General features: G+C 70.1%; 20 protein-coding genes. 17 read left to right on the top strand and 3 right to left on the bottom strand.

From position 1 onward, the window contains the following. Window positions 1-86 precede the first annotated feature (86 nt). The 5 genes from ureC (at window position 87) to BLQ76_RS10910 (ending at window position 5130) form a co-directional block, all read left to right on the top strand. Window positions 87-1799: an urease subunit alpha gene (ureC, locus tag BLQ76_RS10930; RefSeq protein ID WP_090673014.1), complete on the top strand. Its 1713-nt coding sequence runs from the start codon at window positions 87-89 to the stop codon at window positions 1797-1799. A gap of 213 nt (window positions 1800-2012) precedes the next feature. Continuing rightward, window positions 2013-2480, top strand: coding sequence for an urease accessory protein UreE (locus tag BLQ76_RS10925; protein ID WP_090673013.1), 468 nt, complete (start codon window positions 2013-2015; stop codon window positions 2478-2480). Next, a complete protein-coding gene (locus BLQ76_RS10920) occupies window positions 2434-3156 on the top strand; it encodes an urease accessory protein UreF (RefSeq protein ID WP_244519582.1) in 723 nt (240 codons plus the stop codon). The genes BLQ76_RS10925 and BLQ76_RS10920 overlap by 47 nt, the downstream gene beginning before the upstream one ends. Beyond that, window positions 3153-3806, top strand: coding sequence for an urease accessory protein UreG (ureG, locus tag BLQ76_RS10915; RefSeq protein ID WP_244519581.1), 654 nt, complete (start codon window positions 3153-3155; stop codon window positions 3804-3806). Before BLQ76_RS10920 ends, ureG begins: the two co-directional genes overlap by 4 nt. 109 nt (window positions 3807-3915) lie before the next feature. Beyond that, complete coding sequence (locus BLQ76_RS10910; protein ID WP_090673008.1) at window positions 3916-5130, top strand: GGDEF domain-containing protein; 1215 nt, start codon at window positions 3916-3918, stop codon at window positions 5128-5130. 4 nt (window positions 5131-5134) lie between these two features. Here BLQ76_RS10910 and BLQ76_RS10905 read toward each other — a convergent pair whose 3' ends face one another. From BLQ76_RS10905 to puuE, 3 genes are read right to left on the bottom strand one after another with little or no spacing between them, the layout of a single operon-like run. Further along, window positions 5135-5623 (bottom strand): ureidoglycolate lyase, encoded by a 489-nt coding sequence (locus BLQ76_RS10905; protein ID WP_090673006.1) that lies wholly within the window; start codon window positions 5621-5623, stop codon window positions 5135-5137. Continuing rightward, a complete protein-coding gene (alc, locus tag BLQ76_RS10900) occupies window positions 5620-6639 on the bottom strand; it encodes an allantoicase (protein WP_210184165.1) in 1020 nt (339 codons plus the stop codon). Before alc ends, BLQ76_RS10905 begins: the two co-directional genes overlap by 4 nt. After that, window positions 6636-8072, bottom strand: a complete 1437-nt coding sequence (puuE, locus tag BLQ76_RS10895; RefSeq protein WP_090673004.1) for an allantoinase PuuE — start codon at window positions 8070-8072, stop codon at window positions 6636-6638. Before puuE ends, alc begins: the two co-directional genes overlap by 4 nt. Window positions 8073-8251: 179 nt before the next feature. Between puuE and uraH the strand changes: the two genes are divergently transcribed. The 12 genes from uraH to BLQ76_RS10835 all read left to right on the top strand — a co-directional run bounded on the left by uraH (window position 8252) and on the right by BLQ76_RS10835 (window position 23933). Next, the gene (gene uraH, locus BLQ76_RS10890) at window positions 8252-8620 is read left to right on the top strand and encodes a hydroxyisourate hydrolase (protein WP_090673002.1); all 369 of its coding nucleotides are present in this window, start codon (window positions 8252-8254) and stop codon (window positions 8618-8620) included. A gap of 3 nt (window positions 8621-8623) precedes the next feature. Next, window positions 8624-10075, top strand: a complete 1452-nt coding sequence (gene xdhA / locus BLQ76_RS10885; protein WP_090673000.1) for a xanthine dehydrogenase small subunit — start codon at window positions 8624-8626, stop codon at window positions 10073-10075. A gap of 3 nt (window positions 10076-10078) precedes the next feature. Then, the gene (gene xdhB, locus BLQ76_RS10880; protein WP_090672999.1) at window positions 10079-12484 is read left to right on the top strand and encodes a xanthine dehydrogenase molybdopterin binding subunit; all 2406 of its coding nucleotides are present in this window, start codon (window positions 10079-10081) and stop codon (window positions 12482-12484) included. Continuing rightward, window positions 12481-13371 carry a xanthine dehydrogenase accessory protein XdhC gene (gene xdhC, locus BLQ76_RS10875; protein WP_090672997.1) on the top strand — a complete coding sequence of 297 codons (891 nt, stop codon included), beginning with the start codon at window positions 12481-12483 and terminating at the stop codon, window positions 13369-13371. The genes xdhB and xdhC overlap by 4 nt, the downstream gene beginning before the upstream one ends. Further along, window positions 13355-14881, top strand: a complete 1527-nt coding sequence (locus BLQ76_RS10870; protein ID WP_090672995.1) for an ABC transporter ATP-binding protein — start codon at window positions 13355-13357, stop codon at window positions 14879-14881. Before xdhC ends, BLQ76_RS10870 begins: the two co-directional genes overlap by 17 nt. Beyond that, window positions 14878-16008 carry an ABC transporter permease gene (locus BLQ76_RS10865; RefSeq protein ID WP_090672993.1) on the top strand — a complete coding sequence of 377 codons (1131 nt, stop codon included), beginning with the start codon at window positions 14878-14880 and terminating at the stop codon, window positions 16006-16008. The genes BLQ76_RS10870 and BLQ76_RS10865 overlap by 4 nt, the downstream gene beginning before the upstream one ends. Continuing rightward, entirely contained in the window at window positions 16005-16928 is a 924-nt protein-coding gene (locus tag BLQ76_RS10860; RefSeq protein ID WP_090672991.1) for an ABC transporter permease, read from the top strand. The genes BLQ76_RS10865 and BLQ76_RS10860 overlap by 4 nt, the downstream gene beginning before the upstream one ends. Window positions 16929-16962: 34 nt before the next feature. Continuing rightward, complete coding sequence (locus tag BLQ76_RS10855; protein ID WP_090672988.1) at window positions 16963-18051, top strand: BMP family ABC transporter substrate-binding protein; 1089 nt, start codon at window positions 16963-16965, stop codon at window positions 18049-18051. 193 nt (window positions 18052-18244) lie between these two features. Beyond that, window positions 18245-19501: a urate hydroxylase PuuD gene (locus BLQ76_RS10850; protein ID WP_090672986.1), complete on the top strand. Its 1257-nt coding sequence runs from the start codon at window positions 18245-18247 to the stop codon at window positions 19499-19501. A gap of 11 nt (window positions 19502-19512) precedes the next feature. Continuing rightward, on the top strand, window positions 19513-20829 hold the full coding sequence (gene guaD / locus BLQ76_RS10845; protein WP_090672984.1) for a guanine deaminase: 1317 nt from the start codon (window positions 19513-19515) through the stop codon (window positions 20827-20829). An 82-nt stretch (window positions 20830-20911) separates the two neighbouring features. Next, on the top strand, window positions 20912-21751 hold the full coding sequence (locus BLQ76_RS10840; protein ID WP_090672982.1) for a fumarylacetoacetate hydrolase family protein: 840 nt from the start codon (window positions 20912-20914) through the stop codon (window positions 21749-21751). Between the two features lie 133 nt (window positions 21752-21884). Beyond that, window positions 21885-23933 (top strand): alpha-1,4-glucan--maltose-1-phosphate maltosyltransferase, encoded by a 2049-nt coding sequence (locus BLQ76_RS10835; protein WP_090672980.1) that lies wholly within the window; start codon window positions 21885-21887, stop codon window positions 23931-23933. The last annotated feature ends 24 nt before the right edge of the window (window positions 23934-23957 follow it).

The raw sequence follows: 23957 nt of genomic DNA, 5'->3' as shown, positions 1-23957 counted from the left end.
GTTCACAATTCTTCGCGATTGCGCATTCCCGTCCGATCGCGCTTAAACTTTGCTGCCCTGCCGTCAAACGAGGACCGCGCCGCACCATGCCCGTGACGATCTCCCGCGCCAGCTACGCCGCGATGTACGGACCCACGGTCGGCGATCGCGTCCGGCTGGCCGACACGGAGCTTCTGATCGAGGTGGAGCGCGATCTCACCACCTATGGCGAGGAGGTGAAGTTCGGCGGCGGCAAGGTGATCCGCGACGGCATGGGCCAGTCGCAGCTGAGCCGGGCGCAAGGGGCGGTCGACACGGTCATCACCAACGCGTTGATCGTCGACCATACCGGCATCTACAAGGCCGATGTGGGCCTGCGCGACGGGCGGATCCATGCCATCGGCAAGGCCGGCAACCCCGACACGCAGGCCGGCGTCACGATCGTGGTGGGTCCCGGCACCGAGGCGATCGCGGGCGAGGGCAAGATCCTGACCGCCGGCGCGATCGACAGCCACATCCACTTCATCTGCCCCCAGCAGGTCGAGGACGCGCTGTATTCCGGCGTCACCACCATGATCGGCGGCGGTACGGGTCCCGCGCACGGCACGCTGGCGACTACCTGCACGCCCGGACCCTGGCATCTGGCGCGCATGCTGCAGGCGCTGGACGGCTTGCCGATGAACTTCGCGCTGGCCGGCAAGGGCAATGCCTCGCAGCCGCAGGCGCTGGTCGAGATGATCCGCGCCGGCGCCTCGTCGCTGAAGCTCCACGAGGACTGGGGCACGACGCCCGCCGCGATCGACTGCTGCCTGTCGGTCGCCGACGAGCACGACGTCCAGGTCATGATCCACACCGACACGCTCAACGAGTCGGGCTTCGTGGAGAACACGGTGGACGCCTTCCGGGGCCGCACGATCCACGCCTTCCACACGGAAGGGGCGGGCGGTGGCCACGCGCCCGACATCATCAAGGTCTGCGGGCTGCCCAACGTCCTGCCGGGCTCCACCAACCCGACGCGGCCCTACACGGCCAACACGCTCGAAGAGCATCTCGACATGCTCATGGTGTGCCACCACCTCGACCCGTCGATCCCGGAGGACATCGCCTTTGCGGAGTCGCGCATCCGGCGCGAGACGATCGCGGCCGAGGACATCCTCCACGACATCGGCGCCTTCTCGATCGTCGCCTCCGACAGTCAGGCCATGGGCCGCGTCGGCGAGGTGGTGATCCGCACCTTCCAGACCGCCAGCAAGATGCGCCAGCAGCGCGGGCGCCTGCCCGGCGAGACGGGCGACAACGACAACCTGCGTGTCCGTCGCTACATCGCCAAGATCACGATCAACCCGGCGATCGCGCAGGGGCTGGCAGCCGAGGTCGGCTCGGTGGAGGTCGGCAAGCGTGCCGACCTCGTGCTCTGGGACCCGGCCTTCTTCGGCGTGAAGCCGGCCATGGTGCTGCTCGGCGGCACCATCGCGGCCGCCCCCATGGGCGACCCCAACGCCTCGATCCCGACGCCCCAGCCCGTGCACTACCGCCCGATGTTCGCAGCCTTCGGCAAGGCCGTGGGCGCAAGCGGCATCACCTTCGTGTCGGGCGCAGCGATGCAGGATGACCTGCGCTCGCGGCTCGGCTGCGAGAAGCCCTTCGTGCCGGTCCGCGACACGCGCGGGGGCATCGGCAAGCGCTCCATGATCCTCAACGACCTCACCCCGCATATCGAGGTCGACCCCGAGACCTACGAGGTGCGCGCCGACGGCGAACTCTTGACCTGCGAGCCCGCCACGGTCCTGCCGATGGCCCAGCGCTACTTCCTGTTCTAGGTTACACCACCGTGCGGCACAGGATCGCCCTCGACCCCATGGCGTCAGCCGGTTTTCGGTGGAACCCGACCATCGCCGCGCCGTGGGCGCAGCGTCCCGTCGATGGGGCGGCCGAACCGCCGGCATCCGTGGTACTGACACACGAACCCTCGGGTTTCGATTTCCTGCCGGAGGCTGCATGACCGTCCGCCCTTTTCCGGTGAGCCGATCCATATGATCGAAGCTGGCACCATCATCGCGCGAGGCGCCTGGGAGCCCCCGGCCGCCGACACGATCACGCTCGACGAGGCACAGCGCCATCGCCGCCGCATGGCCATGGTCTCGGACGGCGGCATCGCCTTCCTGCTCGACCTGCCGGAAGCCCACCGCCTGCGCGAGGGCGACGCGATCCTCCTGTCGGACGGCCGTCTCCTAGAGGTGCGTGCCAAGCCCGAGCCGCTTGTGGCCGTGTCGGGGCGCGACGCGGCGCACCTGCTTGCGCTCGCCTGGCAGATCGGCAACCGCCACCTGCCCTGCCAGATCGAGGCGAACCGCCTGCTTCTGCGGCGCGACCACGTGGTGGAGGCGATGCTGCGCGAGCTCGGCGCGCAGGTCGAGCCCGTCGAGGCGGCCTTCGATCCGGAAGGCGGCGCCTATGGCGGAACGCAGGGCGGCCATCACCACCACCATGGACACGACTGACGATCCCTTGCGCGGCGAGGGGCTCGCGCTTGTCCAACTCCTGACCTGGCTGTCGCCGGCCTTTCCGGTGGGCGCCTTCGCCCTGTCGCACGGACTGGAGACGGCGGTGCGCGAGGGGCGCGTGCGCGACGGCGCGGCGACGCGCGACTGGATCGCGGCACTGCTGGCGCATGGCAGCGGCTGGAACGATCTCGTGCTGTTTTGCGCGGCCTATCGCGCCGAGGCGGCCGGCGACCGGCAGGCCGTGCGCGAGGTGTCGGACCTCGCGCTGGCGCTGGCGGGCTCGCAATCGCGCCGCGCCGAGACGCGGGACCTGGGCGAAGCCTTCCGGCGAGCCGCCGCACCCTGGACGGGGTCGCCGGGCCCTGAGCCGGACGAGGACGCCTATCCGGTCGCCGTCGCCCGGCTCTGCGCCGCTCGCGCCATTCCGCTGGGCGCCGCGCTTCTCGCCTATGCACAGGGCTTCGCGTCGACGCTCCTGTCGGCGGCCCTGCGCCTCGTGCCGCTCGGGCAGAGCGCGGTGACGCAGGCCCATCACGACTTGGAAGCGTCGGTGATCGAGGCCGCCCGTCGCGCCGCGACATCGACGCTGGCGGACCTCGGCTCCGGCGCGCTCGTCTCCGAACTCTGCGCGCTTCGCCACGAGACCCTGCAACCAAGGCTCTTCCGATCATGACCGATATGCCCGCTTCGTCCCGCCGCAACGGCCCCTTGCGAATCGGCATCGGCGGTCCGGTCGGGTCCGGCAAGACGACGCTGTGCGAGCGCCTGTGCCGCACCCTGCGCGACCGCGTGTCGATCGGCGTCGTCACCAACGACATCTACACGACCGAGGACGCCGAGGCGCTGGTGCGCCGGCAGGCGCTTTCGGCCGACCGCATCATCGGCGTCGAGACGGGCGGCTGCCCCCATACGGCGATCCGCGAGGACGCCTCGCTGAACCTGCGCGCCATCGGCGAGCTGCGCGCGCGCCATCCCGATCTCGACCTCGTGCTGGTGGAATCGGGTGGCGACAACCTCGCCGCCACCTTCTCGCCCGACCTCGTCGACCTGCAGATCTACGTGATCTCGGTGTGCCAGGGCGACGACATCCCCCGCAAGGGTGGGCCCGCCATCACGCGCTCCGACCTTCTCGTGGTCAACAAGACCGACCTCGCCCCCCACGTGGGCGCCGATCTCGACCGCATGGCCGAGGACGCCTCGCGCGGCCGGGGACCGCGTCCGGTCGCCTTCTGCGACCTGTCGCGCGGGGTGGGCCTCGAGGCGGTCATGGACTTCCTGGTCGGGCAGGGCGGTCTGCGCCTGCCGGAGCCTGCGACGGCCTGACGCAGACGCACCGCTGCGACGCGGCGCAGAGGCTTGAGGCTTCGTTTACGCGGCGTCACCTAGAACCGATCCTGAGCCGGCCAACGATGCCCGGTCGGGATCCCAAGCCATGAGCGCGCACGCGACCAACCCCGCCGGCATGCCGACCATGCCGGGGATCGGCTTGTTCCTGCGCCTTCCGTCCGGCCCGCGCGAGGCCTTCGCGCGCGACACCGAGCAGCAGCGCGTCCGCCAGCTTCGAGCGACCGTGGTTCTCGGCCTCGTCTTCTACAATCTCTACAACCTGTCGAACTTCATTCTGATGCAGGAACTCGGCTGGGTGCCGACCATCCTGCGGCTTCTCGTGACGGCGGCGGGCGGCGCCCTGGTCTGGTGCATACCGCATCTGGGCCTGCGTCTGCGCGAGGCGCTCGTCGCGATCGCGATGACCGTCGCCTCGCTGGTCCCGGTCCTCCTGTTCTGGCTGACGCGGTCGTCGCTCGGCCCTTATTCTTACAGCGACTTCCTCCTGACCGTCGTGTTCGCCTGCGTGATCATGGTGCTGCGCTTTCCTGCCGCGATCTTCTACAATCTCGTATGCATGCCGCTGGCCTTTGCCGCCATCTGGACCCAGCCCGCCCTGCAAACCGAGCTGCGTCTGGCTCTGACGCTCCAGACGGGGACGGCCATGACGTTTCTTCTGGTCGGCAACTGGCTGATCCAGCGCATGCAGCGCCAGAGCTATGTCGAGGTCTGGATGCGGACGCGGGAGGCGACCGAGCTCGAGGCGGCGCGTCGATCCTTCGCCGCCCTTTCGACCACCGACGCCCTCACCGGAATCTCGAACCGGCGACGCTTCGACGAGGTGCTTGCGGAGGCCCATGCGCGGGCTCGCGCGGCGGGCGTGCCGTATGCCCTCCTGATGATCGACGTCGATCACTTCAAAGGGTTCAACGATGCCTACGGCCACCCGGCGGGCGATGCATGCCTGCGCAGCGTGGCAGACGTCCTGGCGTGCGAGGCGGCCGACTGCGACGCGCTGGTCGCGCGCTACGGCGGCGAGGAGTTCGCCGTGGTCCTGCGCGGTGCGACGCGGGAGGACGGAGAGCGCCTGGCGCGGCGCCTTCTGATGGGGGTGGAGGCCAGGCGGCTTCCGCACGGCCAGCGGCCGGACGCGGCGGCGATCGTGACGGTCAGCATCGGCGTGGCGGCCTTTGAGGAAGCGTTCGCGCTGCCGACCGCCGTCCTGCACGCGGCCGACGCCGCTCTCTACGAGGCGAAGCGGCACGGCCGCAACCGCCATAGGGTGTTCGGTGGCGACGAGCCGGAGGCTCTGGTCGCCTGAGCTCTCAGGCGAGCACGAGTTCGAAGCCGTCTCTGAATTCATACTCCTCGATGTTCGGCCCCTCGCCCTCGCGATCGACCACCAGGAAATCCGAGACCGCCTCCAGCGCGATCAGCGGATGGTGCCAGGCCCCGGGGGGGTAGCTGACGCCTTGTCCCGCCTCGGCCAGAAAGGCCACCGGCTCGCCCGGGCGCCCGCCCGCATCCTCCGCCACGACCACGAGATAGGGGCGGGGCGAAAGCGGCACGAAGGCCTGGCTGCCGAGCGGATGACGTTCCATCATGCGGATCGCGAGCGGCGGCGCGAAGGGCTTGCCGCGAAAGATCGAGAGGATCGCGCGACCCTTGCCCACCTCCACCGGCGCCACCTCGTGGAAGCGCGTGGTGGTGCCGCCGTTGATGAGGCGGATCGAACGGGCGTTGTCGCTCTCGATCACCTCGCCGAAGGGGCGGAAGCTATCTGCGTCCAGCGGCCGGGCCGTAATGCGCTTCACGGGGCGCGCTGCCCGAAGAGGCGCAAGCGCGACACGCCGCCATCCGGAAAGATGTCGAGCCGCACGTGGGTGACGGGGCCAAGCGCCTCGACATGGTCGATGCGCCGCTCCTCGTCGGCCTCGAGCTTGGTCTCGGGTACGAGCACCGGCCAGCGGGCCGACACCTCGTCCAGCTCCGAGGCCGCCGGATCGAACTCGAGCCTAGCCGCGCGCAGCGAGAAGCGGTCGGGATAGTTGCCCTTGAAGTGGCGTGTGTCGATCAGGAGGTGCCGGATCGTGCCGGCGGTTCCGAGCTTCAGGACGCTCCAATCGTTACCGGGCCGGCGGCGGCGTGCCGTCTCCCAGCCGTCGGCCATGACCGGGGCGCGGCCCGGCGCCAGCATATTGGCGGGATGGCCGTAATGGGCGTCGTTCCAGCCGAGCGGTACGCCGCCGCTGATCTGGGCGGCCAGATCAATCTCCTCGTCGGCCGCCATGCCCGACCAGTCGACCTGGATCGTGCCGAAGACGCGCAGGCGCGCGACGCCGCCGTCGGGATGGATATGGAGGCGCAGCCAGCGCGCGGGCGAGGGAGCTTCGACCCTGAAGAGGTTGTGCCCGTTGCCCTGCAAGGGCGAGCGCGGCACGAGCGGGCGCCAGTCGCCGTCGCCCGGCTCGTCCGCCGTGTCGGCGGCCTCGACCATCGCTTCGGGCGGGAAGTTGCCGGTGAAGAAGCTCGTGTCGATGTCCACCGCGTGGACCATGCCACGCCGGCCGAGGCGGATCACCGCCCAGTCGTGGCCGGGCACGCGCTTGCGGCGTGACTCCCAGCCGTCCATCCACTTGCCGTGGTCGTCGAAGCGGTCGGGATAGAAGACCGGCGGGGCCGGATCGATCATGCGGCTCTTGTCGGCGAAGAAGTCGTCGGTCGCGAACGTCACCTCGGTGCCGAGCCGGGGGTGGGCCAGATCCACGAAGCGCTGAAGAAGGGCGTCCGCCTCGGGCAGGGGCTGGGCTGCGATGAAGCGGTCGCTCACGGACGGTCTCCGAGGATCTGATGGATGCGAAGGCGCGCGATCTTTTCCACCTCGCGCGAGGCGGTTTCCAGCTCGGCGGCCGGGTCGTTTTCGACGCGGCGCTCGAACTGGGCAAGGATGTCGTGCTTGGCGAGGCCCCGCACGGCCACCACGAAGGGGAAGCCGAAGCGGGTGCGGTAGCGCTCGTTGAGCACGGTAAAGCGCGCGAGCTCGTCCTCGGTCAACTGGTCGAGGCCGGCCGAGCGCTGCTCGCCGGCCGACTCGGCCGTGAGCCCGCCGCCGAGCGCGAGCCGGCCGGCCAGGTCCGGATGCGCCTCGACGACCCGGCGCCGTTCATCTGGCGAGGCGAGGCGAAAGGCGGTGGCGAGCGCTGCCGCCAGGCCGTCGGCCGTGTCGTTCGCGGGCCCAAGGCCCCGGTCGAAGGCGCGTTCCGCCACCCAGGGGGAATGCTCGAACACCCCGCCGAACATCGCCAGGAAGACCGGGCGCTCCAGCCGGCTCGGCCGGGTGCGCTCCCGGTAGGGGAAATGCTCGCGCCAATGCCGGGCGATCGCCTCGCGCGTGGCGACCCACACGCCGTCCTTGGAGCCGATGTAGTCGAGAAAGCGCGCCAGCGACGCCGCGCGTCCCGGCCGCCCGACGAGGCGGCAGTGAAGCCCGATGTTCAGCATCTTCGCCGAGCCGGCCTCGCCTTCCGCGTAGAGCGTGTCGAACGCGTCCTTGAGGTAGGAGAAGAACTGGTCGCCCGCGTTGAAGCCTTGGGGCGTTGCGAAGCGCATGTCGTTGGTGTCGAGCGTGTAGGGCAGGACGAGGATCGGCTTGGTCTCGGTCTCCTGCCAGTAGGGCAGGTCGTCGGCATAGGCGTCCGACACGTAGAGGAAGTCGCGCTCCGCCGCGAGCTCCAGCGTGTGGCTGGACGAGCGGCCGGTGTACCAGCCGAGCGGCGGGGCGCCCGTGACGGCCGCATGAAGCGCGATGGCCTCGTCCATGTCGGCGCGCTCCGCCTCGCGCGCGTGGTCGCGGTAGTCGATCCACTTCAGGCCGTGGCTCGCGATCTCCCAGCCCGCCTCCCGCATGGCGGCGACCTGTTCCGGGGAGCGCTCGAGGGCCGTCGCCACGCCGTAGACGGTCACCGGCAGCTGGCGCTCGGTGAACAGGCGGTGGAGCCGCCAGAAGCCCGCGCGCGCACCGTACTCGTAGATCGACTCCATGTTCATGTGGCGCTGGCCGACCCAGGGGCTGGCGCCGACGATCTCCGACAGAAAGGCCTCCGAGGCCTTGTCGCCGTGGATCACCGCGTTCTCGCCGCCCTCCTCGTAGTTCACCACGAACTGGACGCAGATCCGCGCCGGTCCCGGGCCGCCCGGGTTCGGCCAGGCCGGGTCGGGGGGCGTTCGGCCGTAGCCGAGCATGTCGCGGGGGTAGAAGCTCATCGGGCGGAACTCTCGAGGCGGGAACGCTGGCCACGAGGTAAACCGAAGCCCGGCCGCTTTGCCAAGCCTCGCCCGTGCCGGGCCTTGCCGGGCGGGACGGCGCGACCCACTGGACGCGGGGTCGCTGGCGGGTGCAAACTCCTGACCAACAGGTCAAAATCCACGGGAAGGGCGGGCGCATGGCGGACGGGAAGGCAGGCGGGCGGCTGACGACGCATGTGCTCGACACCGCGCGCGGTCGCCCGGCCGAGGGGCTCGACATCGTGCTCGACCGCCTCGACGGCGCGACGCGCGAGCGGCTCGCCGAGGCCCGCACCAACGGCGACGGGCGCTGCGACGCGCCGCTTCTGGAAGGCGAAGCCTTGCGCCCCGGCCTCTATGAGCTGACCTTCCGCTGCGGCGCCTATCTCCGGCGCAGCGTCGGCGACCTGCCCGACCCTTTGTTCCTGGACGAGATCCCGATCCGCTTCGCGGTCTCGGAGGCGCGGCACTACCACGTGCCGCTGCTTCTCTCGCCCTTCGGCTATTCCACCTATCGCGGGAGCTGACGCATGAGCGCGATCCGCTTTCTCCTGAACGGCCATGAGCGCGCGGTGGAGGGTGTCGCCCCCACCGCGACGGTGCTTGAGCACCTGCGCCGCACCGAGCGTCTGACCGGCACCAAGGAAGGCTGCGCGGAAGGGGATTGCGGCGCCTGCACGATCCTCCTGTCGGAGCCGGACGGAGAGGGAAGCCTTCGGCGCCGCGCGGTGAATGCTTGCATCCTGTTCATGCCGGCGCTCCACGGAAAGAGCGTCGAGACCGTGGAAAGCCTGCGGGCCCCGGACGGCACGCCCCATCCCGTGCAGCGCGCGCTGGTCGAGCACCATGCCAGCCAGTGCGGCTTCTGCACGCCGGGCTTTGCGATGCAGCTGCACGCGGGCTGGATCGCGGGCGGGCTCCCGGCCGGCGACCGGGCGGCGGTCAAGGACCTCGTCTCGGGAAACCTGTGCCGCTGCACCGGCTACGGTCCGATCGTCGATGCGGGGCTGGCACTGGCGGACGTGGCCGTGCCGGACACGGCGGGGGCCGATGCCGCGACGGCGCGCCGCCTCGAGGCGCTGCGCGGCGACGACGTGTTCGACTACCAAGCTCCCGCCGGACGTTGGCTTTCCCCGCCTGACGTCGACACGCTGGCTGACCTCTACGCCGCGCACCCGGACGCGCAGCTCGTGGCCGGTGCGACCGATGTCGGTCTCTGGGTCACCAAGGGGCACCGTGCGCTGCCGCTCCTGATCGACGTCGCCAACGTCGCGGACCTCCGGCATGTCGAGGAGGGGCCGCATGCGCTCTACTTCGGGGCCGCCGTCACCCATGCCGAGGCGCGCCCGCATCTCGCCCGCCTCCATCCCGACCTCGATGAGCTGATGCGCCGCTTTGCCGGCTACCAGACGCGCAACAGCGGGACGGTCGGCGGCAACATCGCCAACGGCTCGCCGATCGGGGACCTAGCGCCCGCACTGATCGCGCTGGGCGCCCGCGTCCACCTGCGCCGGGGCGACGCGATGCGCCAGCTGCCGCTGGAGGACTTCTTCCTGGCCTACGGCCGGCAGGATCGGGAGCGTGGCGAGTTCGTCGTAGCGCTGGAGGTGCCGCTCCTCGACCCGGCCGAGCGCTACGCCGTGTCCAAGATCTCGAAGCGCTTCGATTCGGACATCTCCGCCGTGCTCGCCGCCTTCAAGCTGCGCTTCGAGGGCGACGTCGTCGCGGAAGCGCGCCTCGCCTTCGGCGGCATGGCGGGCACGCCCGCCCGCGCCTCGACGGCCGAGGCCGCCCTTCTCGGCCGCCGCTTCAGCCGTGAAGCCGCGCGCGACGCGGCCGAGGCTCTGGCGGAGGATTTCCAGCCGCTCACCGACATGCGCGCGAGCGCCGGCTACCGCCTTCTCGTCGCGGGCAACGCCATCGAGCGTTTCCGCCTGGAGCTGGAGGGTAGCGTTCCCACCCGGATCCGCGAGGTGGCCTGAGCGATGGAGGAAACGCGCATCCAGGACCGCGGCGTCGCCGGCACGATCGATCCGGTCGAGGCGCCGGGCGAGAAGGCTCCGGCCCGCCATCCCCAGCGCCTGCGCGGCGGCGTCGGTCGCCCGGTGCCGCACGATTCCGGCCCGCGCCACGTGTCGGGCGAGGCGCTCTACACCGACGACGATCCCGAGCTGCCGGGCACGCTCCAGGTCTTCATCGCCATGAGCGCGCGCGCCCATGCAAGGCTCGTGCGGCTCGACCTCGACGCGGTGCGCCAGGCGCCGGGCGTCGCCTGCGTGCTGTCGGCTCGCGACATTCCCGGCGTCAACGACTACTCGCCGGTCTTCGGCGACGACCCGATCTTCCCGGAAGCCCATGTCGAGTATGTCGGCCAGCCGCTCTTTGCGGTGGCCGCCGAGACCGTGGGCCAAGCCCGCGCGGCGGCCAAGCTCGCCGTCGTGGACTACGAGGACCTCGAGCCCGCCGTCACGATCGACGAGGCGGTGGCGCTCGCCGACGCCTTGGGCCGCGACCTTCTCGACCCGCACGAGATGCGCCTCGGCGATGCCGGCGCTGCGATCCGCTCCGCGCCGCTCACGCTCGAGGGCGAGGTCGAGACCGGCGGGCAGGACCACTTCTATCTCGAGGGGCACATCGCCTACGCCTGGCCGCTGGAGGGCGGCGACATCCTCGTGCGCTCGTCCACGCAGCACCCCTCGGAGGTCCAGCACAACGTCGCCAAGGCCCTCGGCCTGTCGGACCACGCCGTCACGGTCGAGGTGCGGCGCATGGGGGGCGGCTTCGGGGGCAAGGAATCGCAGCCCGCGCTGTTCGCCAGCGTCTGCGCGCTGGTCGCTCAAGCCACCGGCCGACCGGCCAAGTGCCGGCTTGACCGCGACGACGACATGGAGATGACCGGCAAGCGCCACGAGATGCGAACGCGCTACCGCGTCGGCTTCGACAACACGGGCCGCCTGCACGGGGCGGACTTCCGGCATCTCGTGCGCTGCGGCTACTCGCGCGACCTGTCGGGCGCGATCGCCGACCGGGCCATGTTCCATGCCGACAACGCCTACGACCTCAAGGCGGCGCGTATCCATTCGCGGCGTCTCAAGACCCACACCGTTTCCAACACGGCCTTCCGAGGCTTCGGCGGGCCGCAAGGGATGGTCGCGATCGAGCGGGCGATGGACCGCATCGCTCATCAGACCGGGCTCGACCCGCTGGATGTCAGGAAGCGCAACTTCTACGCCCCGATGGGACGGGGCCAGCCCGGCACGACGCCTTACGGCCAGAGCGTCGAGGACTGCGTGATCGGCGAGATCGTCGCGGAGCTCGAAGCCACGAGCGACTACCGCGCGCGGCGCGAGGCGGTGCGCCGCTTCAACGAGGGGAGCCCCGTCCTCAAGAAGGGGCTGGCACTGACGCCGGTGAAGTTCGGCATCTCCTTCACCACCTCGCATCTCAACCAGGCCGGCGCGCTGATCCACATCTACAAGGACGGCTCGATCCACCTGAACCACGGCGGCACGGAGATGGGGCAGGGCCTGTTCACCAAGGTCGCGCAGGTCGTGGCCGAGGAGTTCGGCGTCGAGCTTGCCGTCGTGAAGATCACCCCGACCACCACGGCCAAGGTGCCCAACACCTCGGCCACGGCCGCATCATCCGGCGCCGACCTCAACGGCATGGCCGCGCAGAACGCCTGTCGCACCCTGAAGGAGCGCCTCGCCGACTATGCCTGCCAGCGCTACGACCTGCGCCGTGACGAGGTGCAGTTCCTGCCCGGCCGCGTCCGGTTGGGAGCCGACGAGAAGCGCTTCCGCGACCTCGTGGGCGAGGCCTATCTCGCGCGTGTCTCGCTATCTGCGACGGGCTTCTATGCCACGCCCGGCATCTCGTACGACCGTGACAAGGCGAAGGGTAAGCCCTTCTACTACTTCGCCTACGGCGCCTCCTGCTCCGAGGTCGTGATCGACACGCTGACCGGCGAGAACCGCCTCCTGCGCGCCGACATCCTCCACGACGTCGGCCAGTCGCTGAACCCGGCGCTCGACCTCGGCCAGATCGAGGGCGGCTTCATCCAGGGGCTGGGCTGGCTGACCACGGAAGAGCTGTGGTGGGACGCAAGCGGGCGCCTGCGCACCCATGCGCCCTCGACCTACAAGATCCCGACCGCCAACGACCGGCCCGACGACCTGCGCGTCAGCCTCTGGGAGAAGGGGCGCAACCCGGCCGCGACCGTGTTCCGCTCCAAGGCCGTGGGCGAGCCGCCCTTCATGCTGGCGCTCTCGGCCTTCTCGGCGCTCGGCGACGCCGTGCTGGCGGCGGGCGACTACCGTCGCTTCCCTGCGCTCGATGCGCCGGCGACGCCGGAGCGCCTGCTTCATGCGGTCGAGGCGGTGCGCCGGTGAGCGAGCCCGACGTCGCCCGCGCGCTCGCCTCGGGCGAGCCCGCCTGCCTCGTCGAGGTCGAGCGTGCGCGCGGCTCGACGCCGCGCGAGGAGGGGGCGGCGATGCTGGTGACCGCGACCTCGGTCGAGGGCACGGTCGGCGGCGGCGCGCTGGAGATGGAGGCGATCATCGAGGCGCGGCGCCTCCTGGCGGCCGGCGAGGATACATCGCGCCTCGCGGTGCCGCTCGGCCCTGCGATCGGCCAGTGCTGCGGCGGGCACGTCACCTTGCGCCTGTGCCGGCTTACCGAGAGCGTCGCGGCCGAGCGCGAGCAACGCCTGGCCGCGGAGCGTGAGCAGGACCCGGCCGTTCTCGTCTTCGGCGCGGGCCATACGGGACAGGCGCTCGCCCGTGCGCTCCAGCCGCTGCCGCTGCGCCTTCTCGTGGTCGACACGCGTGCCGACCATCTCGCCCGTCTTCCGGACGGCGTCGAGCGCCGGCTGACAGTCTTGCCCGAGGAGACGATCGAGGCGGCGGAGCCGGGCAGCGCCTTCGTCGTGATGACCCACGACCACGGGCTCGACTTCCTGCTCGCCGCCGCCGCGCTCGCCCGGGGCGACGCGGCCTATGTCGGCATGATCGGCTCGGCCACCAAGCGCCGGACCTTCGAGCGGCGTCTGGCCGAGGAGGGACGCGCGGGCGACGCCGAAAAGCTGACGCTGCCGATCGGCGGCGCGGCCCTGCGCGACAAGCGTCCGAGCGTCATCGCGGCCCTTGCCGCTGCGGAAATTCTCGTCGCCCTCGCACGATCGCGGGAAAACCGCTGCACAGGCTTTGCGCCTGCGCAAAACGGATGCAATAACGTCTCCGACCGATCCACTGCAGCGCTCCATGCCGCCACGTCTTGAGCTGTCCCACGTCACGAAGAGCTTCCCCGGCGTCGTCGCCAACGACGACGTGAGCTTCTCCGTCGATCCCGGACGCATCCACGCCCTGCTCGGCGAGAACGGGGCCGGCAAGTCGACGCTGGTGAAGATCATCTACGGCGTCCAATCGGCCGACTCGGGCGAGGTGCGCATCGACGGTCGCGCCGCCGCCATCCGCTCGCCGCGCGAGGCGCGGGGCGCGGGCATCGGCATGGTGTTCCAGCACTTCTGCCTGTTCGAGGCGATGACGGTGCTGGAAAACATTGCGCTCGGCCTCGACGATCCTCCGCCGCGCCGCCAGCTCGAGGCCAAGGTGCGCGAGGTCATGGAGACCTACGGCCTCGTTCTCGATCCGCATCGCGAGGTGCATACGCTCTCGGTCGGCGAGCGCCAGCGCATCGAGATCGTTCGCGCGCTGCTCGGCCGCCCGCGTCTTCTGATCATGGACGAGCCGACCTCGGTCCTGACCCCGCAGGAGGCCGAGGCGCTGTTCGGCGTCCTGCGCCAGCTCGGCGACGAGGGCTGCTCGATCCTCTACATCTCGCACAAGCTCGCCGAGATCAAAGCGCTCTGCCAGTCGGCGACGATCCTGCGCGGCGGACGCGTCGTCGACACGTGCGACCCGCGCGAGGAGACGGCGCGCACGATGGCCGAGCGCATGATCGGCGGCTCGCTCAAGCAGCTCAGCGCACGCAAGGCCGGGACCACGGGCGCCGAGCGCCTCGCCATCGCGAACCTCTCGGCACCCGGCGAGCCACCCTTCGGCACGAGCCTCCGCGACGTGTCGCTGACCGTTCGCGGCGGCGAGATCCTCGGCATCGCGGGGGTGGCCGGCAACGGACAGAACGAGCTTCTGGCCGCGCTGTCGGGCGAGCGCCTGTCGGGCGTCGCGGGCGAGATCCGCATCGAGGGCCAGCGGGCGGAGCGTCTCGGCGTCTCGGCGCGCCGCCGTCTAGGGCTCGCGACCCTGCCCGAGGAGCGCAACGGCCACGCGGCGGTGCCGGCACTCTCGCTCACCGACAACGCCATCCTCTCGGCGCGCGCGCGGGCCAAGCTTTCGGGGAGCGGTCTCGTGCGCTTCGGGGCGGCACGGCGTTTCGCTAGCTCCGTCATCTCCGCCTTCGGCGTCAAGGCGACGGGACCCGGCGCCACCGCTGCGAGCCTGTCGGGCGGCAACCTCCAGAAGTTCGTGGTGGGGCGCGAGATCGCGCAGGAGCCTGCCGTCCTCGCCGTGTCCCAGCCGACCTGGGGCGTGGATGCGGGCGCGGCCGGACAGATCCGCCAGGCCATGCTGGATCTGGCGAGCCGCGGCTCGGCCATCCTCGTGGTCAGCCAGGACCTCGACGAGCTTCTGGAGCTGTGCGACCGCATCGCCGTGATCAACGAGGGGCGCCTGTCGGAGGCGATGCCGGTGGAGGGCATCTCGATCGAGCGCGTCGGCCTCCTGATGGGTGGCATTCACGGCGAGACCCCGCACGAGGCGGCGGCATGAGCACGCTTCGGTTTGAATCTCGGCGCGAGCCGAGCCGCCTCATGCTCTGGCTGACGCCCGTTCTGGCCGTGGCGCTGACGCTGATCGTCGGCGCGGTGGTCTTCACGGCGCTGGGCTACGACGGCTTCGGCGCGGTGCGCGAGATCTTCGTCTCGCCGCTCTTCGACAGCTACCGCTGGCAGGACCTTCTCGTGAAAGCCGCGCCGCTGGCTCTTATCGCCGTCGGCCTGTCGATCGGCTTCCGGGCCAACGTCTGGAACATCGGCGCGGAAGGGCAGTACGTGCTCGGCGGCTTGGGAGGTACGGGTCTCGCGCTTCTGACGCTGGACGCCGAAGGGGTCTGGATCCTGCCCGCCATGATCGTCTGCGGCATCCTCGGCGGCATGGTCTGGGCAGCGGTGCCCGCGCTCCTGCGCACGCGTCTCGGCGTCTCGGAGATTCTGTCCTCGCTGATGCTGAACTACGTCGCGATCCAGCTTCTTTATTATCTCATGCGCGGGCCCTGGAAGGACCCGATGGGGTTCAACTTCCCGCAGACCGCCATGTTCTCGGCTTCGCAGACGCTGCCCACTGCGGTGCCGGGCACCTTGATCCATATCGGCATTCCGATCGCGCTGGCGCTGGCGTTCGTCGCTTGGGGGCTGCTGGCCCGCACGCTCGCCGGCTTCCAGGTTCGCGTGGTGGGTCTCAGCCCGCAGGCGGCGCGCTTCGCCGGCTTTCGCGAGGGGCGCGTCGTCTGGATGGCGCTGCTCTTCGGCGGCGGCATGGCGGGGCTGGCCGGCGTTCTGGAGGCGGCGGGGCCCTTCGGCCAGATGGTGCCGGCCTTCCCGACGGGCTACGGCTACACCGCGATCATCGTCGCCTTTCTCGGCCGTCTTCATCCGCTCGGCATCGTGGCCGCCGCGCTCGTGCTGGCGCTTACCTATGTGGGCGGCGAGAGCGCGCAGACCTCGATCGGCCTGCCGGCCGCCGCGATCGGCGTGTTCCAGGCCATGATGCTGTTCTTCCTGCTCGGCGTCGACATCCTCGTGCGCTACCGCCTGACGCGCGGCGCGCGGCCGGTGGCCCAGGTCGCGGTTCCGCTGCCCACGCCCGAACCGATCCGCACCCGCGAGGCCGCTCTGTGAGCCCGGAACTTGCGGTCGCGATCGTCGTGGCGGTGGTGGCGTCCGCCACGCCCATCCTTCTGGCGGCGCTCGGCGAGCTCGTCGCCGAAAAGTCCGGCGTCCTCAACCTCGGCGTCGAGGGCATGATGCTGGTCGGCGCGGTGACGGGCTTCGCCGTCTCGGTCACCACGGGCTCGCCCGCGCTCGGCGCGCTGGCTGCCGTGTTCGCCGGGGCCGCGGTTTCGCTGATCTTCGCCTTCCTGACCCTGACGCTGACGGCCAACCAGGTCGCGACGGGGCTGGCGCTGACGATCTTTGGCACCGGCGTCTCGGCGCTCGGCGGTGCGGGCTTCGTCGGCATCACGACGCCGACGCTCGGCTCGCCCTTCCCGGTGAGCCTGGCGAACGACCCGTTCTGGCGCATCCTCTTCGGCTACTCGCCGATCGTCTACTTCTCGCTCCTTCTGACCTTTGCGGTTTCGTGGTTCCTGCGACACTCGCGCGGTGGGCTGATCCTGCGTGCGGTCGGCGAGAGCGACAGCTCCGCCCATTCCATCGGCTACCGCGTGATCGCGGTGCGCTACATGGCCGTCCTCTTCGGCGGTGCCTGTGCGGGTCTGGCCGGCAGCTACTACTCGCTGGTGCTCACCCCCATGTGGGCCGAGCGGCTGACCGCGGGGCGCGGCTGGATCGCGATCGCGCTCGTCGTCTTCGCCTCCTGGCGGCCCGGCCGGCTGCTCCTCGGCGCCTACCTCTTCGGCGCGGTGATCACGCTGGAACTGCAGGCCAAGGCCGCGGGCTGGAGCGTCTTCGCGCCCGAGTTCCTGACCAGCCTGCCGTATCTCGCCACCATCCTCGTTCTCGCGCTCCTGTCGGGGCGCGCACGATCCTCGGCCTCCGCGCCGGCCTGCCTCGGCAAGCCGTTCCGCGCGAGCGCCTGACGTCTTCTCGACCCCACCCCTAAGGAGCCGAACCATGAGCCTGATGACCCGCCGCCAAGTTCTTCTGGGAGGCGTCGCGATCGCCGCTGTCGCCGCGCTCGGCGGCGCGCCCGCCTTCGCGCAGGTCACCGACCGCCCCGTCAAGGCGGCCTTCGTCTATGTCGGCCCGGTCGGCGACTTCGGCTACTCCTTCGCCCACGACCAGGGCCGCAAGTACCTCGCCGAGAAGCTCGGCTCGAAGGTCGAGACGACCTTCGTCGAGAACGTGGCGGAAGGGCCCGACGCCGAGCGCGTCGTCCGCAAGCTCGCCCAGGACGGCAACGACATCATCTTCGCGACCTCGTTCGGCTTCATGAACCCGACGCTGAAGGTCGCCAAGCAGTTCCCGAACGTGAAGTTCGAGCACGCCACCGGCTACCAGACCGCGCCCAACATGGGCATCTACAACGCCCGCTTCTACGAGGGCCGCGCCGTGCTCGGCACGATCGCCGGCCACATGTCGAAGTCCGGCAAGGCCGGCTACGTCGCCTCCTTCCCAATCCCCGAGGTGGTGATGGGCATCAACGCCTTCACGCTCGCCGCGCGCAAGGTGAACCCGAACTTCGAGACGCAGGTCGTCTGGGTGAACTCGTGGTACGACCCCGCCAAGGAGGCGCAGGCGACCTCGGCGCTGCTTGACCAGGGCGCGGACGTCATCACCCAGCACACAGACTCGCCGGGCCCCCTGCAGGAGGCCGAGAAGCGCGGCGCCATCGCCTTCGGCCAGGCCTGGGACATGCAGAGCTTCGCGCCCAACGCCCACATGACCGCGATCGTCGACAACTGGGGTCCCTACTACGTCCAGCGCGTCGAGGCCGTGATGAACGGCACCTGGAAGCAGGACGATGTCTGGCTCGGCATGAAGGAGGGCGAGGTCACCATGTCGCCCTTCAACGAGAAGATGCCGGCCGACGTGAAGGCCGCCGCGCAGCGGATCGTCGACGAGACCAAGGCCGGCACCTACCACGTCTTCACCGGACCGATCATGGATCAGGCCGGCGCCGAGAAGATCGCGAGCGGCACCGTGATCCCGGATGCCGACCTCCTGAAGATGGACTGGTACGTCCAGGGCGTGCGCAACTGAGCCGGCCCGTTTGACCTTGCGCGTCGCCCGGTCTCGGGCGATGCTGCAGTCTCGGGGCGGCGTGACGAGCGCCGCCCTTTCCATGCCCGCTTCTCCCACCGTCTCCTGAACGGCGAGAGGCCGCCAAAGGGCATTCCACGGATCTCTCAGAACCGGCGCTCGCGACAAGGGGGCGGCGCCGCGAGGTGTCCCCATGTGGACCTATGCTTCCGAATGGCTCCAGGTCGCCGTGCGCTGGACCCACATCGTCACCGCGATCGCCTGGATCGGGTCGAGCTTCTACTTCATCGCCCTAGACCTCGGCCTGCGCCGCCCGCGCGGCGCGCCCATGACCGGCGTCGGCGGCGAGGCCTGGCAGGTCCATGGCGGCGGCTTCTACCACGTGCAGAAATACATGGTGGCCCCGGCGCACATGCCGGAGGACCTGACCTGGTTTAAGTGGGAGAGCTACTCGACCTGGTTGTCGGGCTTCGCGCTCCTGTTCCTGGTCTACTATCTCGGCGCCGATCTCTACCTCATCGATCCCGCGCGCGCCGACCTTGCGCCCTGGGCCGCGACGCTGATCGGCATCGCCGGCCTTGCGCTCGGCTGGGTGGTCTACGACGCGATCTGCAAGTCGCCGCTGAAGCGCAACGACTCCGCGCTTCTGGCCGTCCTGTTCGTCTATGTGGTCCTGACGAGCTTCGTCTTCGCGCAGCTCTTCTCGGGCCGGGGCGCGATGCTGCACACGGGCGCGATGATCGCCACCATCATGACCGCCAACGTCGCGATGCTGATCATCCCCAACCAGCGCATCGTCGTGGCGGACCTCAAGGCCGGCCGCTCGCCGGACCCGAGCCTCGGCGCGGCGGCCAAGCAGCGCTCGCTGCACAACAACTACCTGACCCTGCCGGTCGTCTTCCTGATGATGTCGAACCACTTCCCGCTGGTCTTCGCCACGCGCTGGAACTGGGTGATCGCCGGCATCGTGCTCGTGATCGGCGCCTTGGTGCGCCACTTCTTCAACACGATGCACAAGACAGGCGCCAAGCTCTGGTGGTGCTGGGGGGCGGCCGGCGCCCTGTTCGCCGTGATCATTGCGCTGTCGGGTGCGCCGGGCTGGACCGAGGTGCCGGCCGAGACGCCCGAGGGCGCGGCGGCGATGGAGTTTCCCGCCGACCCCGAGCTTGCGCTCGCGACCTCGCCGCACTTTGCAGAGGCCGAGGGCATCGTCCAGTCGCGCTGCTCCATGTGCCATGCAAGGAAGCCGCTCTGGCCCGGCCTTGCCCATCCGCCTAAGAACGTCGTCCTGGAATCGGGACGCGATATCGTTCTCGCCGCCTCGCTGATCGAGAACCAGGCCGTGCGCTCGCATGCCATGCCGCCCGGCAACCTCACCGGCCTCGAGCCCGCCGAGCGCCTGGCGCTCGCCCGTTGGCTGCGCTCGGGCGACGGCCTCGGCCGACCCTAAGGAAGACCGATATGACCGCTGCCATCCCGGCCGGCGCCTCGCTGGCGATCCGCGCGCGCGTCCTCTCCTACCATGCGCATCCGATGCGGGAGGGCGAGGGGGCCCATCGCTACATCGAGGACGGGCTGGTCGTCGTGCGCGATGGCGTGATCGAGAGCGTCGGCGAGGCGCCGGCGCTCTTGGCCGGCCTCGACCCGGCGCTCGAGGTCGCCGACCACCGGCCGCTCCTTCTCATGGCCGGCTTCATCGACCCGCACCTCCACATGCCGCAGACCCAGGTGATCGGATCCTACGGCACGCAGCTCATGGAATGGCTGGCGCGCTACACCTTTCCCGAGGAAAGCCGCTATGGCGATCCGGCCGTGTCCGACGAGGCGGCCCGCTTCCTTCTGGCCGAACTCCTGCGCAACGGCACGACCACCGCCAGCGCCTTCTGCACCTCGCATCCCCAGTCGGCCGAAAGCCTGTTCGCGGAAGGCGAACGGCTCGGCATGCGCCTCGTCGCCGGCAAGGTGATGATGGACCGCAACGCGCCGCCGGCGCTTCTCGACACACCCGAGCGCGGCTTCGACGAGTCGAATCGGCTGATCGAACGCTGGCATGGCCGGGGGCGGCTCGCCTTCGCGATCTCGCCGCGCTTCGCCCCGACCTCCAGCGAGGCGCAGCTCGAAGCGGCCGGCCAGCTCGCGGCCGACCATCCGGACCTCCACATCCAGACGCACCTCTCCGAAAACCATGGCGAGATCGCCTTCGTGCGCGAGCTCTTCCCCTGGGCCGAGGACTACACGGCGGTCTACGAGCGCTACGGCCTCGTGCGCCCCGGCGCGCTGTTCGGCCACTGCATCCACCTCTCGGAGCGCGAGCGCGGGAGCCTTGCGGAGCGCGGGGCCTCGGCGATCTGCTGCCCGACCTCGAACCTCTTTCTCGGCTCGGGTCTCTTCGACCGCGACGCGGCGCTGGCGGCCGGGCTGCGCACGGGGCTCGCCACCGATATCGGCGGCGGCACCTCCTACTCGCTGCTCGCGACGGCCGCGGAAGCCTACAAGGTCCTGGCGCTGCGCGACCAGAAGCTGACCGGCCATGCCGCGCTCTACATGATCACCGCCGGCAACGCGGAGGCGCTTGGCTGGGGCGACCGGATCGGGCAGGTGGCGCCGGGCTTCGAGGCCGACCTCGTGCTCCTCGATCCGGGCGCGACCCCTGCCATGCGCCGGCGCATGGAGCGCGCGAACAGTCTCGAGGAGGAGCTCTTCGCCCTCGTGACCATGGGCGACGACCGGGCGGTGGCCGCGACCTTTGTTGCGGGACGCCTCGCCCATCGGCGCTGACAAAAGCGCGTCCCGGGGGGCGACAAGCCGACCGGCGGCCTTATGTTCCGCGCCGGACCGATCGAGCTTGGAAGGGAATCCCATGCGGCTGGTGCGCTACGGAGAGGTGGGGGCCGAGAAGCCCGGCCTCATCGATGACGAGAACCATCTGAGGGACCTGTCCGGCGAGATACCCGATATTGCAGGCGACGTCCTGTCCCGCCAAGGCCTCGATCGCCTGCGCGCCCTCGACGTGCGCTCGCTGCCGAAGATCGACCCGAACCAGCGCCTCGGGGCCCCGGTGGCGGGAACGCGCAACTTCCTGGCGGTCGGCCGGAACTACCGCGAGCACGCCGCCGAGACCGGCTCCGACGTGCCCGAGGAGCCGCTCCTCTTCAACAAGGCCGTGTCCTCGATGGCGGGGCCGCGCGACGACATTCCCTATCCGCCCGGCGCATCCGAGGTCGATTGGGAGGTCGAGCTGGCCGTGGTGATCGGCGAGCGCTGCTACAACGTGGACGAGGACAAGGTGCTCGACTTCGTGGCCGGCTACTGCCTGTGCAACGACGTCTCCGAGCGCCAGTGGCAGAAGAATCGCGGCGGCCAGTGGATCAAGGGCAAGAGCGCGCCCGGCTTCGGCCCGCTCGGCCCCTGGCTCGTGACGCGCGACGCCATATCCGATCCGGCCAACCTCGACCTCTGGCTCTCCGTGAACGGCGAGCGCCGGCAGGAGGGCACCACCGCCGACATGATCTTCACGGTGCCGCAGATCCTGTCCTACGCCTCGCGCTTCTTCGCGCTCGAGCCGGGCGACGTCGTGACCACCGGCACGCCGTCCGGCGTGGCCGCCGGCATGAAGCCGCCGCAATGGCTGAAGGCGGGCGACATCGTCACGCTCGGCAGCCCGCACCTCGGCGAGCAACGCCAGACAATCCTCGGCTGACGGAACGGCCGGCGCCGGACGGGCGTTGCTGACCCGTCCGAGCCATCCGGGGGTCGCACGGACACCACGTGCCGTGCCGGGCCCCGCTCTGCTTTTCAAGACCCGCAGACAATCCGCCTGGAAAGGTCCGCCCATGTCCCAAGTCGAGATCGCCACGCCCAAGACCCGCCGCAAGGCGCAAGGGGTCGGCGCGAACGAGGGCTCCATCGCCCGGATCCGCGAGCTCGCCCAGGCCCGCGTCGCGATCGAGGGCGTCGAGCCGATGATCGACGCGGGGCGCTTCGCCGTGAAGCGTCTGGCCGGCGAGACGCTGACGGTCTCGGCCGACATCTTCACCGATGGGCACGAGATCATCGACGCCGCCCTGATCACGCGCGGGGCCGGCGACGCGGACTGGCGCGAGACGCCCTTCACGTTCCTCACGAACGATCGCTGGGCGGCGAGCGTCAGCTTCGACAGGCCCGGACCCTACCGCTACTCGATCATCGCCTGGCGCGACGTCTTCGCGACCTGGGCGAGCGACACGAAGAAGAAGCGGAACGCGGGTGTCGACATCGCGCTGGAGCTGCGCGAGGGCCAGATCCTCCTGGAAAAGGCGGCCGCGTCCGGCCGTGGCAGCAAGGACGACCAGAAGCGCCTCAAGGCGCTGCGCGCGCGCATCGACAAGCTCGCGGCCAAGGGCGGCGGCGACGCGCTCTACGAGGCGATGACGGAGGCCGACACCGCGCTCCTCCTGCGCGAGGTGGGTGTGCGCGAGAACCTGTCGCGCTTCGAGATCGACGTGCCGGTCTGGGTGGACCGCGAGGCCGCCGGCTTCTCGGCGTGGTACGAGCTGATGCCGCGCTCGCAGTCGGGCGACGTGAACCGTCACGGCACGTTCGACGACGTCATCAAGCGCCTACCCGACATCGAGGAGATGGGCTTCGACGTCCTCTACTTCCCGCCGATCCATCCGATCGGCAAGACCAACCGCAAGGGCAAGAACAACAACGTCACCGCGCAGGAGGGCGAGCCGGGTTCCCCTTACGCGATCGGCTCGGCAGAGGGCGGCCACAAGGACCTTCACCCCGAGCTCGGGAGCTTCGCGGACTTCCAGCGCCTCGTCACACGCGCGGCCGACCACGGGCTCGAGATCGCGATCGACTTCGCCATCCAGTGCTCGCCCGACCACCCCTGGATCAAGGAGCATCCGGACTGGTTCGACTGGCGGCCCGACGGCTCGATCAAGTACGCCGAGAACCCGCCCAAGAAGTACCAGGACATCGTCAACGTCGACTTCTACGCGGGTGGGGCGATCCCCTGGCTCTGGCTGGAACTGCGCGACGTCGTCCTGTTCTGGCTCGACAAGGGCGTGCGCATCTTCCGGGTCGACAACCCGCACACCAAGCCCTTCCCGTTCTGGGAGTGGATGATCGCCGAGGTGCGCGAGCGCGATCCCGGCGCCGTGTTCCTCGCCGAGGCCTTCACGCGGCCCAAGCTCATGAAGCGTCTCGCCAAGGTCGGCTACAACCAGAGCTACTCCTACTTCACCTGGCGGAACCGCAAGTGGGAGCTGCGCGAGTATCTGACCGAGCTGACGACGGCCGAATGCGCCGAGTTCATGCGGCCGAACTTCTTCGTCAACACGCCCGACATCAACCCGCTCTTCCTGCAGACGAGCGGGCGGCCGGGCTTCCAGCTGCGTCTGGCGCTGGCTGCGACGCTGGCCGGCAACTACGGCGTCTACTCCGGCTTCGAGCTGTGCGAGAGCGAGCCGCTCGCGCCCGGCAAGGAGGAGTATCTCAACTCCGAGAAGTACGAGATCCGCGCCTTTGACTGGCGGGCTCCCGGCAACATCCGCGAGGACATCCGCTTCTTCAACCGCATCCGCCGCTCCGAGCCGGCGCTGCGCGACTTCCGCAATCTCGAGTTCTACAACTTCTGGAACGACGAGATCCTCTACTACGGCCGCCGTACGCCGGACCTGTCGTCCTTCCTGCTGGTCATGGTCTCGCTCGATCCGCACCATCCTCAAGGCGGGCACTTCGAGGTGCCGCTCTGGGAGTTCGACCTGCCCGACAACGGCTCGGTCAAGGTCGAGGACCTCGTGACCGGCCAGCAGTTCGTCTGGAGCGGCAAGGTCCAGCACTGGTGGTTCCGGCCCGACGAGCGCCCCTACGCGGTGTTCCGCATCTCGGTCTGACCCGTCCCGGCCGACCCTCTTCCG

Origin of the sequence: Aureimonas jatrophae (assembly GCF_900104035.1) — a bacterium.
Taxonomy (GTDB): domain Bacteria; phylum Pseudomonadota; class Alphaproteobacteria; order Rhizobiales; family Rhizobiaceae; genus Aureimonas; species Aureimonas jatrophae.
The sequence above is the reverse complement of the archived record's forward strand: the minus strand, read 5'-3'. Positions and strand labels throughout refer to the sequence as shown.